The organism is Pseudomonas sp. MH9.2 (genome assembly GCF_034353875.1).
GTDB lineage: Bacteria > Pseudomonadota > Gammaproteobacteria > Pseudomonadales > Pseudomonadaceae > Aquipseudomonas.
In genome coordinates this window covers 3,770,197-3,785,480 of the sequence record NZ_CP133784.1, presented here as the reverse complement: position 1 = coordinate 3,785,480, position 15,284 = coordinate 3,770,197, and the positions used below count along the sequence as shown (strand labels likewise).

The window sequence follows — 15,284 nt, the reverse complement described above, 5'->3', positions numbered from 1 at the left end:
ACAGAATGCCTGTGTCCGCGGCACAACCGCTTTCTCAGGCTTTTATTGCAAAGTGTGTTGCTCGATGAATTCCTGCGGCTGCATTCCTTCGCGACTCACCAGGCGATTGAACTCAACACGCGGCAAACGTACCGCCAACAGACTCCCGCCTTCCTCATCATGTTCTTCGCTTTGAACTGCGCCCAACTTGAAGAACTGAGCACGCAGTCGAGCAAAACGTTGAGGCAAGCGCAAGGTGCCAACGAATAAATCATCGCCCAACAGTTCAGCCACTGCTTGTTTAAGCAGATCCAGCCCTCGACCATCACGGGCAGACACCCAGACCCTCTGCGGCTTGCCATCGGCATCTCGCTGAATCTGGGGCTCGACCCCTTCAAGCAAATCGAGTTTGTTGTACACCTCAAGGATCGGCAAGCCATCCGCACCGATCTCGCCCAGCACCGCCATCACCTGTTCAATCTGCGCCATGCGCTCAGGCTCATGAGCGTCGATGACGTGCAAGAGCAAATCGGAGTTGCTCGATTCTTCGAGTGTGGAGCGAAACGCCTCGACCAGTTTGTGTGGCAGATGACGAATGAAACCGACCGTATCAGCTAGCACGATCGGCCCAAAGTCATCGAGTTCGAGGCGACGGAGGGTGGGATCGAGGGTCGCGAACAGTTGGTTTGCGGCAAAGACATTGGAGTCGGTCATCGCATTGAACAGCGTCGACTTGCCCGCGTTGGTATATCCCACCAGCGACACCGAAGGAATATCGGCGCGCTTGCGACCGCGACGGGCTTGGTCCCGCTGACTGCGGACCTTCTCCAGACGGCTCTTGAGCTGCCGCACACGCACACGCAACAAACGCCGGTCGGTTTCCAGTTGGGTTTCACCTGGACCGCGCATGCCGATGCCGCCGCCCTGTCGCTCCAGGTGGGTCCAGCCACGAACCAGACGAGTACTCATGTGATCAAGCTGGGCCAGCTCGACCTGCAATTTGCCTTCATGAGTGCGCGCTCGTTGCGCGAAGATATCCAGAATCAAACCTGTGCGATCAAGCACGCGACACTCGAAAACACGTTCGAGGTTGCGCTCCTGACTGGGCGTGAGGACGTGATTGAAAATCACGATATCTACGTGCTCGGCTTTGACCAGGTCGCGAAGTTCCTCGACCTTACCGCTGCCGATCAGGTATTTAGCTGTTGGCCGATGACGCGGCACGCTGACAAACGCGACGGTCTCGGCGCCAGCAGAAATCGCCAGCTCCTGAAACTCCTGCGGATCTTCACGCGCCTCAGGGTCCTGACCATCCAAGTGAACGAGAATGGCCCGTTCACCACCACCGTGGCGCTCAAAGAACAAAGCAGACTCCTATCAGGCGTTACCTGGCTCAGCGTCGCCCAGCTCCGTTTCGGCTGCGCTAGGCAGGCGAATTGGACGAACTGGCACAACGGTAGAGATAGCGTGTTTGTAAACCATTTGGCTGACGGTGTTTTTCAGCAAAATCACGAATTGGTCAAAGGACTCGATCGTGCCTTGCAGCTTGATACCGTTAACCAGATAAATCGAAACCCCAACCTTCTCTTTACGCAAAGTATTCAGGTAAGGGTCTTGTAGCGAATGCCCTTTTGACATGTGCCGCACTCCTTTAAGGATCAATAGAAAAAATAGTAAGCAAATTGACTTAGGCCGCCACCCCCCAAGGATAGACGGCAATTGCACGGTATCAGCTCAATATGGAGACCGATGCCATGTATTTCAAGGCACGTGGCAGATTGTCGCAAGCCAGACTGTCCAGCCACTGCAAATCTGCCCAACTACGCAACCAGGTAAACTGTCGCTTGGCCAACTGGCGCGTGGCAATAACGCCACGCTCCTGCATCTGGTCCCACGTCAGTTTGCCATCCAGATGATCCCAGACTTGGCGATAGCCCACGGCTCGCATCGACGACAACCCCGCATGCAGGTCACCTCGTGCTCGCAGAGCTAGGACCTCGTCAACGAACCCCTGTTCCAGCATATGTACAAATCGTTGCGCAATACGGTCATGCAGTACGTGGCGATCTGCCGGAGCGATGGCCAGGTTTGCGACAGTATAGGGCAATTGATGACGTCCCGAAGCGGCTGCGTCAGTACTTTGCGCAGTTTGTTGCTCGCGATGTGCGGTCATGCTCAATCCGCTCACCCGATAAACTTCCAGAGCTCGAATCAGCCGCTGTGGATCATTGGGATGAATTCGCGCCGCCGACACCGGATCAACCTGGGCCAATTGATCGTGCAAGCCCTGCCAGCCAAGCGCGGCGGCCTCGGCTTCTAGCTGCGCACGAACGCTCGCATCGGCGGGCGGCATATCCGCCAACCCCTCCTGCAATGCCTTGAAATACAACATGGTGCCGCCCACCAGCAGCGGAATATTGCCGCGCGCAGTGATGTCGGCCATCGCAGCCAATGCATCGGCACGAAATTCGGCAGCCGAATAGCTTTGCACGGGGTCAATAATGTCGATCAGGCGATGGGGGAACTCGGACAACAGCTCTTTGGACGGTTTGGCGGTGCCGATGTCCATGCCGCGATACACCAACGCCGAATCGACGCTGATCAGCTCGCAGGGCAGAACCTTGGTCAGCTCAATGGCCAGATCGGTCTTGCCTGCAGCGGTGGGGCCCATGAGGAAGATAGCCGGGGGCAAAGCACTCATCAGCGACCACGCAGGAAAAGTTTGTCCAGATCGTCCAGACCCATCTGGGTCCAGGTCGGTCGACCATGGTTGCATTGGCCACTGCGCTCTGTGTTTTCCATGTCGCGCAGCAACCCGTTCATCTCCGGCAGGGCCAGGCGCCGATTGGCGCGAATCGCGCCGTGACAGGCCATGGTCCCCAGCAGCTCGTTGAGGTGTGCCTGAATCCGGTCACTGGTGCCGTATTCCATCAGGTCAGCCAACACATCATGCACCAGCCGATTGGCTTCGGCTTGCTTGAGCAACGCCGGGATCTGCCGAATCGCCAGGGTTTCCGGGCCCAGCCGCTGTAGCTCGAAGCCCAGGCGCTGGAACCAGGTGACATGTTCTTCGGCGCAATCGGCCTCACGCTGACTGACTGCAATGGATTCCGGGACCAGCAATGGCTGGCCGCTCAGTCCTTCGCTGGCCATGGCGATTTTCAAGCGTTCGTACATGATGCGTTCGTGGGCGGCATGCATGTCCACCAGCACCAGGCCGTGGGCATTTTCCGCAAGGATATAAATCCCCTTGAGCTGCGCCAGGGCATAGCCCAGCGGCGGGATGTCGTCCTGTGAGCCCGGCAAAGGTGCCGCACCGCCTTCAGGCAGCGGCGCGAAGAACTCGCGATACGCACTTTGCGCCTCGGCCGCCGGCAGTGGCGCGGAGGTGCGAGGCGAATACTGGTATTGATAGCCAGCGCCTGAACCCGAGCCCGCCGGCCGCACGTAAGGTTCGGCCTGTGGCTGCTCCAGCAGATTATTGGCCAGGCGCATTTCACCTTGAGGGCCGAACTCACCGGCATCCGGGCCGCTCGGGCGGATCAACGCCGCCACTGGAGCGGTACCCGCCAGCTGATTTTCCGGGCGGACATCCCCTAGCGCACGGTGCAGCGTGCCATACAGGAAGTCGTGCACCATGCGCCCGTCACGGAAGCGTACTTCGTGTTTGGTCGGGTGCACGTTAACGTCGACCACCGCCGGATCGACTTCGAAAAACAGGACGAAGGTCGGATGCCGACCATTGAACAGTACATCGCGGTAGGCTTGACGCACCGCATGGGCGACCAGTTTGTCGCGCACCGCACGGCCGTTCACGTAGAAATATTGCAAGTCTGCCTGACTACGGGAGAACGTCGGCAAACCGACCCAGCCCCACAAATGCAGGCCGTTGCGTTCAACCTCTATTGGCAGCGCCTGCTCCAGAAAGCCTGGACCGCAGATGGCGGCCACACGCCGGGCGCGAGCATTGTCATCATTCGCTTCGTGCAGGCTGAGGATCGTCTTGCCGTTGTGCCGTAAATGAAACGCGACATCGAAACGCGCCAGCGCCATGCGTTTGATCACTTCTTGCAGGTGATCGAACTCGGTTTTTTCGGCTTTGAGGAATTTGCGCCGCGCCGGGGTATTGAAGAACAGATCGCGGACTTCGACTGAAGTGCCCACCGGGTGAGCGGCGGGCTGCACCCGCGAGGCCATGTCGCGGCCTTCGGTTTCGACCTGCCATGCTTGATCGGCATCACGGGTGCGCGAGGTCAGGGTCAGGCGCGCCACCGAGCTGATCGACGCCAGCGCCTCACCCCGAAAGCCCAGGCTCATCACTCGTTCAAGGTCTTCCAGTTCGCGAATTTTACTGGTTGCGTGCCGTGCGAGCGCCAACGGCAAATCATCGGAGGAAATCCCGCCGCCGTCATCACGGACACGCAACAGCTTGATCCCGGCCTGTTCGACATCGATATCGATGCGCTTCGCCCCTGAATCCAGGCTGTTTTCCAGCAGCTCCTTGATCACCGATGCTGGCCGCTCGACCACCTCACCGGCCGCGATCTGGTTCGCCAGCCGCGGGCTAAGCAGCTCAATCCGCGCACTGCTATTGATCTCAACGCTGTCGATCACACTGTCCGCTGCCGACTCGCTCATGGCTGAGCTGCCAACGCATTACTCGGGATATCCAGCCGCTGCCCTACTCTGAGTTCATCGGAACTCAAGCTGTTGGCATGACGTAGTGTCGCCACGCTCACCTGGTAACGAACGGCGATCATGGCCAGTGTCTCACCCGAGCGAACCGTGTGGTCGCGCGGCCCCTGGACGATCTTGCCACTGTCCCGCAGCCAGGCGATATAGGTGCCCAGCGGTGGATTCTGTTGGAAGAACTGTTTCACACCCGAGCTGATCGAGCGCGCCAATGCCTGCTGATGAGATGAGCCTGCGAGTTTCGCCGCTTCCTCCGAGTTGGAGATGAAGCCGGTTTCTACCAGGATCGATGGGATATCCGGAGATTTGAGCACCATAAACCCGGCCTGCTCGACCCGGGATTTGTGCAGCGACGTAACCCGTCCAATATTGCTCAGGACTTTCTGCCCGACATTGAGACTGGAAGACAGTGAGGCGGTCATGGACAAGTCCAGCAGCACCCCGGCCAACATCTTGTCCTTGTCGTCGAGGCTTACGGCGCCAGCGCCACCAATCAAGTCGGAACGGTTTTCACTGTCGGCCAGCCAGCGCGCGGTTTCGGACGTAGCACCGCGCTCAGACAGGGCGAACACCGACGCACCGAACGCGGCCGAGGACGGCGCGGCGTCGGCGTGGATCGAAACGAACAGGTCGGCGCCCTTCTTGCGGGCGATCTCCGTGCGTTTGCGCAACGGAATGAAATAGTCACCAGTACGCGTCAGCTCCGCACGGTAGCCTTTCTCCGAGTTGATCTGGCGCTGCAGCTCCTTGGCAATAGACAGCACGATGTCTTTTTCTTTCTGACCTCGCGCACCACCCGCGCCAGGGTCTTCGCCACCATGGCCGGCGTCGATGGCAATCACAATATCGCGCTTGCCATTGGGGACAGGCACCAGCCTGATCTCGGGCTTGGCCGGGCTGATGGGCGCAGCGGGTGCGGTGTTGGCAGCTGTATCGGGCACCACCGGGGCCGCCTCGGCGTCCTGGTCGAACAAATCGACCACCAGACGGTTGCCATATTGCTGGTTGGGGGCAAGGATAAAGCTTTTCGGGTTTACCGCCTTTTTCAGGTCAATGACCACGCGCAAGTCGGTCGGTGTGCGCTGAGCCGAACGCATGCTGGTGATCGGGGTATTGGCCGTAGAAATCTTCAACGGCGCCGCCAGCGTCGCGCCGTTGATGTCGATAACCAGACGATCAGGTGATGTCAGGGTGAAAACACTGTGCTGGACCGGCCCGGACAAGTCGAAAACCAGCCGAGTGTTGTCCGGTGCACGCCATAAGCGAACACTTCGTACCTGTGTAGCGGCTAACGCGTCAACAGCCAGCGCCGTCAGCAGCAGACCTACAACAGTAACCAGCGCGCGCATGCGCATACCTAACCCCATCATTTATTTGAATTCCAAAGCCAAAGCGGCACACCAGGTTTCCCCACGCGAGCCTCTTGGGCTCAAAGTCAGTGATCGACCTTCCGCATGCGGCCTAATGGTAATGGTCAGGTCGGGCTTTGGCAAAAAGCCCGCACCACGTTGGGGCCACTCGATCAGACAAAGCGCACTCCCATCGAAGTAATCACGGATACCCATGTACTCTAGCTCCTCCGGATCGACCAGCCTGTACAGATCAAAGTGAAAGGCCCGAACCGGTCCGATTTCATAGGGTTCGACCAGGGTAAAGGTCGGGCTTTTGACGGCACCGACATGCCCAAAGCCCCGGATAATCCCGCGTGACAGGGTGGTTTTGCCGGCACCGAGGTCGCCTTCGAGAAAGATCACCCCGAGCCCTTCGGTAACCTGAGCGATACGTGAACCGAAGCTCATCATGGCGTCTTCATCAGCCAGGTGCAGCATTAGTTCAGACACGGTGATTGTTCCTCCAATAACTGACGAATGGCTGGAATGACATCACTGGCCGCCAGCCCCCGGCCCGATTTCCCTGCACGCTCGCCAGCGCTGGCGTGCAACCAGACCGCCAGACACGCCGCTTCGAACGCCGGCAGTTTCTGCGCCATCAGCGCCCCGACCAGTCCAGCGAGCACATCGCCCAAACCCGCCGTGGCCATCGCCGGATGACCGTGATCACACAACGCCAGCCGCCCATCGACGCTGGCAATCAGGCTGCCCGCCCCTTTGAGGACGACAACCGTCTTGTATTTCTGCGCCAGCGCCTGCGCCGCAGCCGGACGATCCGCCTGAACCGCCTGAGTGCTGACCCCCAGCAACCGCGCCGCTTCCCCTGGATGCGGGGTGATCACGCTATCGGGTGGCAGGGTCACGACGCCGACAGCCAACAAATTCAGCGCATCGGCGTCCCACACCTGAGGACGCTGGGCATTGGCCGCCGCCGATAACAGGCTGCGCCCCCAACTGGCCTGACCCAAACCAGGCCCCACCACCAGCACGGCAGCTGGCTCGATCAAGGCGCGCAGCTGATTCGCCGAGCTGATACCCGCGCTCATGACTTCCGGGACTCGCGTCAGCGCGGCCGGCACATGTTCACGACGGGTCGCGAGCGTCACCATGCCAGCACCACTGCGCAAGGCGCTTTCTGCCGACAACAGGGCCGCACCACCAAGCCCGTGATCACCGCCAATCACCAACACGCGACCGAACAGCCCTTTGTTCGCCGAAGCAGATCGAGCGGCCAGGCGCGGCAAATTAAACGTATCCAGGCGTTTAGCACTGACGGGCGTTTGCGCCACGATCAGCGGATCGGCCTGCAGGTCATCGAATACCAACTCGCCAACCCGGTCCACGGCATCGCCGGTGAGCAACCCCAGCTTCAGGCCAATAAAGGTCACTGTGAGCTGAGCCCGCACCGCAACGCCAAGGGTTTTACCCGTGTCGGCACATATCCCGGAAGGAATATCAACGGCTACGGCAGGCAGACCGCTGGCATTGATCGCATTGATCGCACTGCGGTAAGGCTCTCGCACCTCACCGCTCAGGCCCGTACCAAGAAGCGCATCGAGGACAATGCCGCTCGGCACCTGTTCGGCGGACCAGTCCTTGATGCTGACGCCCGCCGCCACCGCCTCGGCGTGTGCCTGCAAGGCGTCGCCAGACAATTGTGCAGGGGCACCCACCGCCAACACCACGACCTGCCAGCCCGCTCGCCGGGCCAACGCCGCCACCAGATAACCATCGCCGGCGTTGTTGCCGCGCCCTGCCAGTACGGTCAATTCACGCGCCTCTGGCCAATGGCGACGCAGCGCTCGCCACGTCGCATGAGCCGCACGCTGCATCAATTCAATGCCAGGCGTACCGGCTGCAATCAGTCGGGCGTCGAGGTCTCGCACTTGCGCTGCGCTGTACAATGCGTCGGGTTTAGTTGGCAACATGCGTCTATAGGCTCCGATGTCTGGCAGAATTATACGCACCTCAGTCCCGGTTTCCTCTTCGTATGACCGCTATTATTGCCGATCCGCCAATTTCCACCGACTTGGCCGCCCTCGCCCAATCAATTAAAGACTGGGGACGCGAGCTGGGCTTCCAACAAGTGGGGATTACCGGCCTGGATCTGGCTGAGCATGAACAGCATCTGCAACGCTGGCTTGATGCGGGTTATCACGGCGAGATGGACTATATGGCCGCCCACGGGAGCAAACGTTCGCACCCGGAAGAGCTGGTGCCGGGGACGCTGCGCGTGGTGTCGCTACGCATGGACTATCTGCCGGGCGACACTGAAATGGCGCAACGTCTGGCCCAGCCGGAAAAAGCCTACGTCTCGCGCTACGCCCTGGGCCGCGACTATCACAAGCTGATCCGCAAACGCGTCCAGCAACTGGCCGAACGCATCCAGCACGCCATCGGTCCATTTGGTTATCGGGCGTTCGTCGACAGCGCACCGGTACTGGAAAAAGCCATCGCCGAACAAGCCGGGCTGGGCTGGATCGGCAAAAATACCCTGATACTCAATCGCAAGGCCGGCAGCTATTTTTTCCTCAGCGAATTGTTCGTCGACTTGCCGCTGCCCGTCGACCCGCCGCACACCAGCGAACATTGCGGGCGCTGCACGGCCTGCCTGGATATATGCCCTACTGCAGCGTTCGTCGGCCCTTACGTGCTGGACGCCCGACGCTGCATTTCCTACCTGACCATCGAGCTCAAGACGGCGATCCCTGAAGAGCTGCGCCCGCTGATCGGCAATCGTGTGTTCGGTTGCGATGACTGCCAGATCGTCTGCCCTTGGAACCGCTTCGCCCGCCCCACCAGCCAGGGTGATTTTCAGCCACGGCACAATCTGGACAACGCAGGGCTGGCCGAGTTGTTCCTGTGGGATGAAACAACCTTCCTCAGCAACACCGAAGGCTCGCCCCTGCGCCGCGCCGGTTATGAGCGCTGGTTGCGCAATCTGGCAGTTGGGCTGGGCAATGCACCATCGACCATTCCCGTGCTGGAAGCGCTGGAAGCTCGACGCGACTACCCGTCGGAGCTGGTGCGTGAGCATGTGGAGTGGGCGTTGAGGCAACATGGGCGATGAAACGGTGCAGGTCCGGCTTTTACGGCTCGTCGTTGTAAATAAACTTGGGCATTTCCCAACGGAAACGGATCGCCAGCAGCCGCAACAAAAAACCGCCAAACAAGGTGATCAGAATTGCCTGCTCATTGGGCAACTCCAGGTATTGGCAGATCAGATAGCACCAGGCCGCCACGAATGACACGCTGGCGTAAAGCTCGCGACGGAAAATCAACGGGATGTCGTTGCAGAAGATATCTCGCAAGATGCCGCCAAATACCCCGGTAATCACCCCGCAGACTGACGCGACCAGCATGCCATGCCCGGTCTCCAGCGCTGTCATGCAGCCGATCAGCGTAAACGCCACCAACCCCACCGCATCCAGCACCAGAAACAACGAACGTAAATGGCGCATCAACGGCGCAATGAAGACGGTCACCAACGCCGCGACGCTGGTCAAAACCAGGTATTCAGGGTGTTTGACCCAAGTCAGCGGATAATGACCCAGCAACACGTCACGGACCGAGCCGCCGCCCAGTGCAGTGACGCAGGCAATCAGCACCACGCCAAACCAGTCCATCCCTCGCCGTCCGGCTGACAGCGCCCCCGTCATGGCCTCCGCAGTGATGGCGATTAGATAAAGCATCAGCAACATGGCGGAGTCCCCGCGATAAAGCCGCGCAGTCTAACCAGTCAGACGAGGCACCAAAAGAGGGCGCGGCGAAATTTATCGCCACGTCTCAGCTTTCACATAACGTTGCTGACCTGTTACACCTTAATGAAGTGCTCACGGTAGTGACGCAATTCGCCGATCGATTCGCGGATATCGTCCATCGCCAGATGGGAGCCGCCCTTCTCGAACTTCTTCAAGTTTGGCGCCCAGCGGGCTGCCAGCTCTTTAAGCGTGGAAACATCGAGGTTGCGGTAATGAAAGTAGTGCTCAAGCGTTGGCATGTGCCGATACAGAAAGCGACGATCCTGACAAATGCTGTTACCGCAGATCGGCGAGCTGCGTTCCGGCACCCATTGCTGGATAAAGGCCAGGGTCTGCGCTTCGGCTTCAGCGGTACTGATGCGGCTGTCACGGACACGTTGAGTCAAGCCAGAGCCACCGTGTTGACGGGTGTTCCACTCATCCATGCGGGCCAGCGTCTCGTCACTTTGATGCACGGCAATCACCGGCCCTTCAGCCAGCGTGTTCAGTTCGCTGTCGGTGATGATGGTCGCCATCTCGATAATGACGTCGGTGTCCGGGTCCAGACCGGTCATTTCCAGGTCGATCCAAATCAGGTTCTGCTTACTAAATTTTTCTTGCGTGGGCATGTCGCGACTCCTCAACTTAGGCGCGCAGTTTAGCCTAGCGGGACATGCTAGACTTGCGGCGTTTTACCTAATCAGCTGCTTTATCGACTCGGAACACCCATGGCCAAACGCCAACTCAATCGTCGCCAAAACTGGCGCATCGAAAAGATTCAGGGCGAGCGCGCCTCCCGCGCCGCCAAACGTGAATCGCAGACCCTTGAAACACTTGAGGGCGGCGATCTCGGCCCTGAGCAAATAGGGCTTGTGATCGCTCACTTTGGTGTGCAGGTCGAAGTCGAGGCACAGGAAGGCGAGCAAACCGGTCAGGTGTTCCGTTGCCACTTGCGCGCCAACCTGCCGGCGCTGGTCACCGGCGACCGGGTTGTCTGGCGTGCCGGCAATCAGGGTATCGGCGTCATCGTCGCGCAACTGCCCCGCACAACCGAGCTTTGCCGCCCGGACAGCCGTGGTCAGCTCAAGCCGGTCGCCGCCAACGTCGATCTGATCGTGATCGTCTTCGCGCCAATGCCGGAGCCGCACGCCAACCTGATCGACCGTTATCTGGTTGCCGCCGAACATGCGGGGATTCGTCCTCTGCTGCTGTTGAACAAGGCGGACCTGATCAACGACCAAAACGCTCCAGCGCTCAATGCGTTGCTGGCAGTTTATCGGCAGTTGGGCTATCCATTACTGGAAGTGTCCGCCCATCAAGGCGACGGCATGCAGCAACTGCAGACCCAGCTGGACGGGCATATCAGCGTGTTTGTCGGTCAGTCCGGTGTCGGTAAATCGTCGCTGGTCAACAGCTTGCTCCCGGAAGTCGAAGCCCGTGTCGGCCCGCTTTCCGAACTGTCGGGTCAGGGCACTCACACCACGACCACCGCGCGCCTGTTCCACTTTCCACGCGGCGGCGACTTGATCGACTCCCCGGGAATTCGCGAGTTCGGCCTGGGCCATGTCAGCCGCGCCGATGTCGAAGCTGGCTTCATCGAATTCAATGATTTGATCGGAACCTGCCGTTTCCGCGACTGCAAACATGATCGCGAACCGGGCTGTGCCCTGCTCAAGGCCCTTGAAGAAGGCCGCGTTCAGCAACAACGGATGAACAGCTACCGCTCGATCATCGCCAGCCTGCCTGAAAACAGTTACTAAGCTTTCCTGCACGCAGTAAAAAGCCGCGATCATCGCGGCTTTTTTGCACCTGTTGACCCACCCTACTTCTTGGTCTCATCCATCTTCAACACGCCATCTTCAAAGATGTTGAGCTTGTCTCGCAGTTCATGGGGCTGCAGGGGTGCTTGCGAGGCCGGATCTACTGAAGTACCAGGGGTGACAGCCGGAGCAGCGGCACCGGGTGCTGGCGTCCCGGACTCAGGCGTTTGCGGTGCTGACTGGGTACCCTCGATACGCTGCTGGGCTTTCTTGGTCAGCACAATGATGTCGATACGACGGTTCACCGGGTTCTGCGGGTTTTCATGATCGTATAAGGATGACGACGCGTACCCGACGACGCGCGCCACTTGCGATTCAGGATAACCACCCGCGACCAACGCCCGACGCGCAGCGTTGGCTCGGTTCGACGACAACTCCCAGTTGCCGAACTCTTTGGTCCCGGCATAAGGCGTAGCGTCCGTATGACCGCTGATGCTGATTTTGTTCGGCACAGTTCGGATGGTGTCTGCCATGGCCAGCAGGATATCTTCGAAATACGGCTTCAAACGAGCGCTGCCAATGTCGAACATCGGCCGATTTGCAGCGTCCATGATCTGTATGCGCAAACCGTCCTGGGTGATTTCGAACAATATCTGGTCCTTGAACTTCTTCAGTTCCGGATTTTCCTCGACCTTGTTCTGCAGCTCTTGCAGCAGCATATCCAGACGCTCCTGCTCGACTTGCTCTGCAACGGCGTCGACCTTTTCGCTCTCGATCTTGATTTTGTCTTGCTGCGGCACGGTCTCGACTTCGGGATTCAAGGTTTTGTCGGGCGCAAGCGTTGGCGACCCCCCCAGGTCAATGATGAACGGCGTGCCGCTTTCACTGAAACCGATCGGATCCTTGAAGTACCCGGAAATGGCAAGTTTCTGTTCCGGAGTGGCCGAGGACATCAGCCACAACACCAGAAAGAACGCCATCATCGCCGTCGCAAAGTCGGCAAAAGCGATTTTCCAGGCGCCGCCGTGGTGCCCGGCGGCATAGCGCTTGATGCGCTTGACGATTATCGGCTGATTATTTTCCATGACTCAGCGACCGCGAACCGCTTGCTCCAGCTCACTGAAGCTGGGGCGATGCGCTGGATACAGAACCTTGCGACCGAACTCCACAGCCAGTGATGGCGGCATGCCCGAGGCCGAGGCAACCAGCGACGCCTTGATGGCTTCAAAAACGTTCAACTCTTCCTTGGCGTCATGGGCCAGAGACGTGGCCAACGGGCCGAAGAAACCGTACGCAGCGAGAATACCGAAGAAGGTACCCACCAGTGCGGCACCCACGTGCATGCCGATCGCAGCCTGGTCACCCTCACCCAGCGAAGCCATGGTCACCACGATGCCAAGCACCGCCGCGACGATACCGAAACCGGGCATCGCATCGGCAATCCCGGTGACCGCGTGGGAAGGATGGTCCAGCTCTTCCTTCATGCTTTGTAATTCCATGTCGAACAAGCCTTCAAGCTCGTGCGGCGCCATGTTCCCTGACGACATGATCCGCAGGTAATCGCAGATATAAGCGATCATGCGCTCGTCTTTGAGCACGCCGGGGTACTTGGCGAAAATCGGGCTGGCCGCGGCATCTTCGATATCCCCTTCAATCGCCATCATGCCTTCGCGGCGGCTCTTGTTGAGAATCTCGTAGATCAGGCTGAGAACTTCCAGATAAAACGCGTGATTGAAGCGCGTGCTGAACATCTTCAGCGACTTCTTGATCACGAGGAGGGTCGTGTAACCGGGGTTGGCCTGGAGGAACGCACCCAATGCCGCGCCACCGATAATCATGACCTCGAAAGGCTGGATCAACGCGGCAATCTTGCCGTGAGAAAGGACGTATCCGCCGAGCACACTAGCGAAAACGACAATGATGCCGATAATTTTAGCCATAGATAAAGAGTTCTTACTGAGTCGGGTTCGAGGTCATGAGCGGAAGTTCTTGAAACTCTTCTTCTACTTATCGGCATAAGTGCGCCAGACTATAGTCAGTTAAGGCGAAAAGCCAGTTCGGCCCGCATAGCGAGGAGTCTGGCGTCGATCGGTCCTTGAACCCGGCATACGACATTATCCTGACCTCTTAGCCGTACAGGCCCCTGCATGCCCCCAGAAACCTCAGCACAGCTTCCCGTTCCACGCAGCCTCGACGCTTGGCTCAAGCAACTGGAGAGCATCCGCTTGCCTGTGCCCATCGCCAGCCACGAACGCGTGCTCGGTGCGCTGGCTGATAGCCGCCGCTCGTTGCGCGAGATTGCCGAGCTGATGCAGGAAAGTCCGTCGCTGGTGCTCAGCGTATTGCGCGAAGCCAATCATCACAGTACTGGCTTGTCGGAACCGGCGGAAAGTCTTGAAGTTGCCATCAACCGCCTGGGCTTGAAACGTACCGAAGAATTGCTCCAGCGCCTGCCCGCGCGGGCCCCGCAGGACATACCACCAGCCCTGCGCCAGTTACAGCTGATCAGCCAGCACGCGACGCAGCAGGCCAACGGGCTGTTCGCCGGTCGCCTGGCTCGACTCTGGCAAGACATTCACTGGGGCAGTTTGCTGTTCTTGTCGCCGCTGTGGCCAATGGCGGTCGCCCATCCCACACTGCTTGAGGAATGGGAGCTGAGGGTGATTCACAAGGGCGAGTCGGCGCTGATCGTTGAAACCCAATTGTTCGGCGTCAGCCTGCTCAAACTGTGCCTGACAGTGGCTGAAGCCTGGCGCCTGCCCATGTGGGTCACGCAGGGTTATCGGCTGCTGATCAGTGAACGCCGATTGCTGGTCAAAGCGATACGTATTTCCCGCGACCATCTCCACCCGTTACGCCAGCGGCAACTGCTGGACGAGGACCCTGCCCTGCAACGCTGGCTCAACCATCCGGCCAATACCATCCTGCTGGCCAACGGCATCGCGCTGTCGGCGCAACAGGCCTGGGATACCCCGCACAGCCTGCGCTGGCAGTTGCTCACCAGCCTGTACCTGCAACAACCCCTGAGTGAAGTGCAACAGCAACTGCACCAACAGGCGGTGCAAAGCGCTCGCCAACATTGGGCGCGCGGGCTTTGGCACCCTGCAGAAGCGTTGATCTGGCCGTGGGAAACACGGCGGATGCACCGTGGCCTGCTGCCTGCGCCGCCACCGTCGGCCGAGGCACTGCTGGCCTGGCGCAAATGCTGCACCGAGCTGTTGGTCGAGCCCAGCGGCTTCAACAACGCAATGCACCTGACTACTTCCGCCCGCGATGCGTTAGTGGCCTGCGGCATGCAGCGCGTCATGCTATTGATGACGGACCGCAACATGACCACCCTGCGCGTTCATCAAATTGCAGGGCTGGACAAAAGCGCGGCCAACCTCACGCTGCAAATCAGTGAAAGCACCGTCTTGCAACGCTTGCTCGCGCAACCGACCCAATTGCGCTTGAATCCAGCCAACAACGCGCAGTTTTCGGCGCTGTTGCCCGGACAGCTGAAAGGGCTGTTTACCGGCGAGCATCTGTTGCTACGCTCACTCAGCAGCAACGGTAAGGTGGTCATGCTGGTGTTTGCCGATCAAGGCGGCGGACCACTCTCGGAAATCAGCGTGCAGGCCTTTGGTAAAACCGCGCAATGTATCGAGCGCGCCTTAAGCAGCTTTAGCGCCCGCAAAGCCTGACGCGTAAGCTACAATTTGCCTCTTTTTTCTGATCTGGAG

General features: G+C 59.3%; 14 protein-coding genes. 3 read left to right on the top strand and 11 right to left on the bottom strand.

Annotated features, from left to right (window positions below; translation table 11 throughout):
- Positions 1-42: 42 nt before the first annotated feature.
- From hflX to RHM55_RS17550, 7 genes are all read right to left on the bottom strand, one after another.
- Positions 43-1,344 (bottom strand): ribosome rescue GTPase HflX, encoded by a 1,302-nt coding sequence (hflX, locus tag RHM55_RS17580; RefSeq protein WP_322177574.1) that lies wholly within the window; start codon positions 1,342-1,344, stop codon positions 43-45.
- Between the two features lie 12 nt (positions 1,345-1,356).
- Entirely contained in the window at positions 1,357-1,617 is a 261-nt protein-coding gene (hfq, locus tag RHM55_RS17575; RefSeq protein WP_219062428.1) for an RNA chaperone Hfq, read from the bottom strand.
- Between the two features lie 91 nt (positions 1,618-1,708).
- Positions 1,709-2,680 carry a tRNA (adenosine(37)-N6)-dimethylallyltransferase MiaA gene (miaA, locus tag RHM55_RS17570; protein WP_322177573.1) on the bottom strand — a complete coding sequence of 324 codons (972 nt, stop codon included), beginning with the start codon at positions 2,678-2,680 and terminating at the stop codon, positions 1,709-1,711.
- Positions 2,680-4,617 carry a DNA mismatch repair endonuclease MutL gene (gene mutL, locus RHM55_RS17565; protein WP_407074641.1) on the bottom strand — a complete coding sequence of 646 codons (1,938 nt, stop codon included), beginning with the start codon at positions 4,615-4,617 and terminating at the stop codon, positions 2,680-2,682. The genes miaA and mutL overlap by 1 nt, the downstream gene beginning before the upstream one ends.
- Positions 4,614-6,026, bottom strand: coding sequence for an N-acetylmuramoyl-L-alanine amidase (locus RHM55_RS17560; protein WP_407074643.1), 1,413 nt, complete (start codon positions 6,024-6,026; stop codon positions 4,614-4,616). The genes mutL and RHM55_RS17560 overlap by 4 nt, the downstream gene beginning before the upstream one ends.
- 15 nt (positions 6,027-6,041) lie before the next feature.
- Positions 6,042-6,512: a tRNA (adenosine(37)-N6)-threonylcarbamoyltransferase complex ATPase subunit type 1 TsaE gene (gene tsaE / locus RHM55_RS17555; RefSeq protein WP_322177572.1), complete on the bottom strand. Its 471-nt coding sequence runs from the start codon at positions 6,510-6,512 to the stop codon at positions 6,042-6,044.
- Positions 6,500-7,990 (bottom strand): NAD(P)H-hydrate dehydratase, encoded by a 1,491-nt coding sequence (locus tag RHM55_RS17550; protein ID WP_322177571.1) that lies wholly within the window; start codon positions 7,988-7,990, stop codon positions 6,500-6,502. The genes tsaE and RHM55_RS17550 overlap by 13 nt, the downstream gene beginning before the upstream one ends.
- Before the next feature lie 62 nt (positions 7,991-8,052).
- Between RHM55_RS17550 and queG the strand changes: the two genes are divergently transcribed.
- The gene (gene queG / locus RHM55_RS17545; protein ID WP_322177570.1) at positions 8,053-9,132 is read left to right on the top strand and encodes a tRNA epoxyqueuosine(34) reductase QueG; all 1,080 of its coding nucleotides are present in this window, start codon (positions 8,053-8,055) and stop codon (positions 9,130-9,132) included.
- 19 nt (positions 9,133-9,151) lie between these two features.
- On the opposite strand, the gene RHM55_RS17540 is transcribed toward queG, so the two are convergent.
- Positions 9,152-9,763 carry a trimeric intracellular cation channel family protein gene (locus RHM55_RS17540; RefSeq protein WP_322177569.1) on the bottom strand — a complete coding sequence of 204 codons (612 nt, stop codon included), beginning with the start codon at positions 9,761-9,763 and terminating at the stop codon, positions 9,152-9,154.
- Between the two features lie 113 nt (positions 9,764-9,876).
- On the bottom strand, positions 9,877-10,431 hold the full coding sequence (gene orn, locus RHM55_RS17535) for an oligoribonuclease (RefSeq protein ID WP_322177568.1): 555 nt from the start codon (positions 10,429-10,431) through the stop codon (positions 9,877-9,879).
- Between the two features lie 99 nt (positions 10,432-10,530).
- Here orn and rsgA point away from each other — a divergent pair, with 99 nt between their 5' ends.
- Positions 10,531-11,562 carry a small ribosomal subunit biogenesis GTPase RsgA gene (gene rsgA, locus RHM55_RS17530; RefSeq protein WP_322177567.1) on the top strand — a complete coding sequence of 344 codons (1,032 nt, stop codon included), beginning with the start codon at positions 10,531-10,533 and terminating at the stop codon, positions 11,560-11,562.
- A gap of 62 nt (positions 11,563-11,624) precedes the next feature.
- On the opposite strand, the gene motB is transcribed toward rsgA, so the two are convergent.
- Positions 11,625-12,647, bottom strand: coding sequence for a flagellar motor protein MotB (gene motB, locus RHM55_RS17525; RefSeq protein WP_322177566.1), 1,023 nt, complete (start codon positions 12,645-12,647; stop codon positions 11,625-11,627).
- A gap of 3 nt (positions 12,648-12,650) precedes the next feature.
- Positions 12,651-13,502 (bottom strand): flagellar motor stator protein MotA, encoded by an 852-nt coding sequence (motA, locus tag RHM55_RS17520; RefSeq protein ID WP_322177565.1) that lies wholly within the window; start codon positions 13,500-13,502, stop codon positions 12,651-12,653.
- A 207-nt stretch (positions 13,503-13,709) separates the two neighbouring features.
- On the opposite strand from motA, the gene RHM55_RS17515 reads away from it, so the two are divergent.
- Positions 13,710-15,245 (top strand): HDOD domain-containing protein, encoded by a 1,536-nt coding sequence (locus RHM55_RS17515; RefSeq protein ID WP_322177564.1) that lies wholly within the window; start codon positions 13,710-13,712, stop codon positions 15,243-15,245.
- Positions 15,246-15,284: the final 39 nt, after the last annotated feature.

Excerpts from the sequence above, each read along its gene's own strand:
- hfq (WP_219062428.1), bottom strand. The coding sequence starts at position 1,617 with ATGTCAAAAGGGCATTCGCTACAAGACCCTTACCTGAATACTTTGCGT.
- miaA (WP_322177573.1), bottom strand. The coding sequence starts at position 2,680 with ATGAGTGCTTTGCCCCCGGCTATCTTCCTCATGGGCCCCACCGCTGCA.
- mutL (WP_407074641.1), bottom strand. The coding sequence starts at position 4,617 with ATGAGCGAGTCGGCAGCGGACAGTGTGATCGACAGCGTTGAGATCAAT.
- RHM55_RS17560 (WP_407074643.1), bottom strand. The coding sequence starts at position 6,026 with ATGCGCATGCGCGCGCTGGTTACTGTTGTAGGTCTGCTGCTGACGGCG.
- RHM55_RS17550 (WP_322177571.1), bottom strand. The coding sequence starts at position 7,990 with ATGTTGCCAACTAAACCCGACGCATTGTACAGCGCAGCGCAAGTGCGA.
- queG (WP_322177570.1), top strand. The coding sequence starts at position 8,053 with ATGACCGCTATTATTGCCGATCCGCCAATTTCCACCGACTTGGCCGCC.
- RHM55_RS17540 (WP_322177569.1), bottom strand. The coding sequence starts at position 9,763 with ATGTTGCTGATGCTTTATCTAATCGCCATCACTGCGGAGGCCATGACG.
- orn (WP_322177568.1), bottom strand. The coding sequence starts at position 10,431 with ATGCCCACGCAAGAAAAATTTAGTAAGCAGAACCTGATTTGGATCGAC.
- rsgA (WP_322177567.1), top strand. The coding sequence starts at position 10,531 with ATGGCCAAACGCCAACTCAATCGTCGCCAAAACTGGCGCATCGAAAAG.
- motB (WP_322177566.1), bottom strand. The coding sequence starts at position 12,647 with ATGGAAAATAATCAGCCGATAATCGTCAAGCGCATCAAGCGCTATGCC.
- motA (WP_322177565.1), bottom strand. The coding sequence starts at position 13,502 with ATGGCTAAAATTATCGGCATCATTGTCGTTTTCGCTAGTGTGCTCGGC.
- RHM55_RS17515 (WP_322177564.1), top strand. The coding sequence starts at position 13,710 with ATGCCCCCAGAAACCTCAGCACAGCTTCCCGTTCCACGCAGCCTCGAC.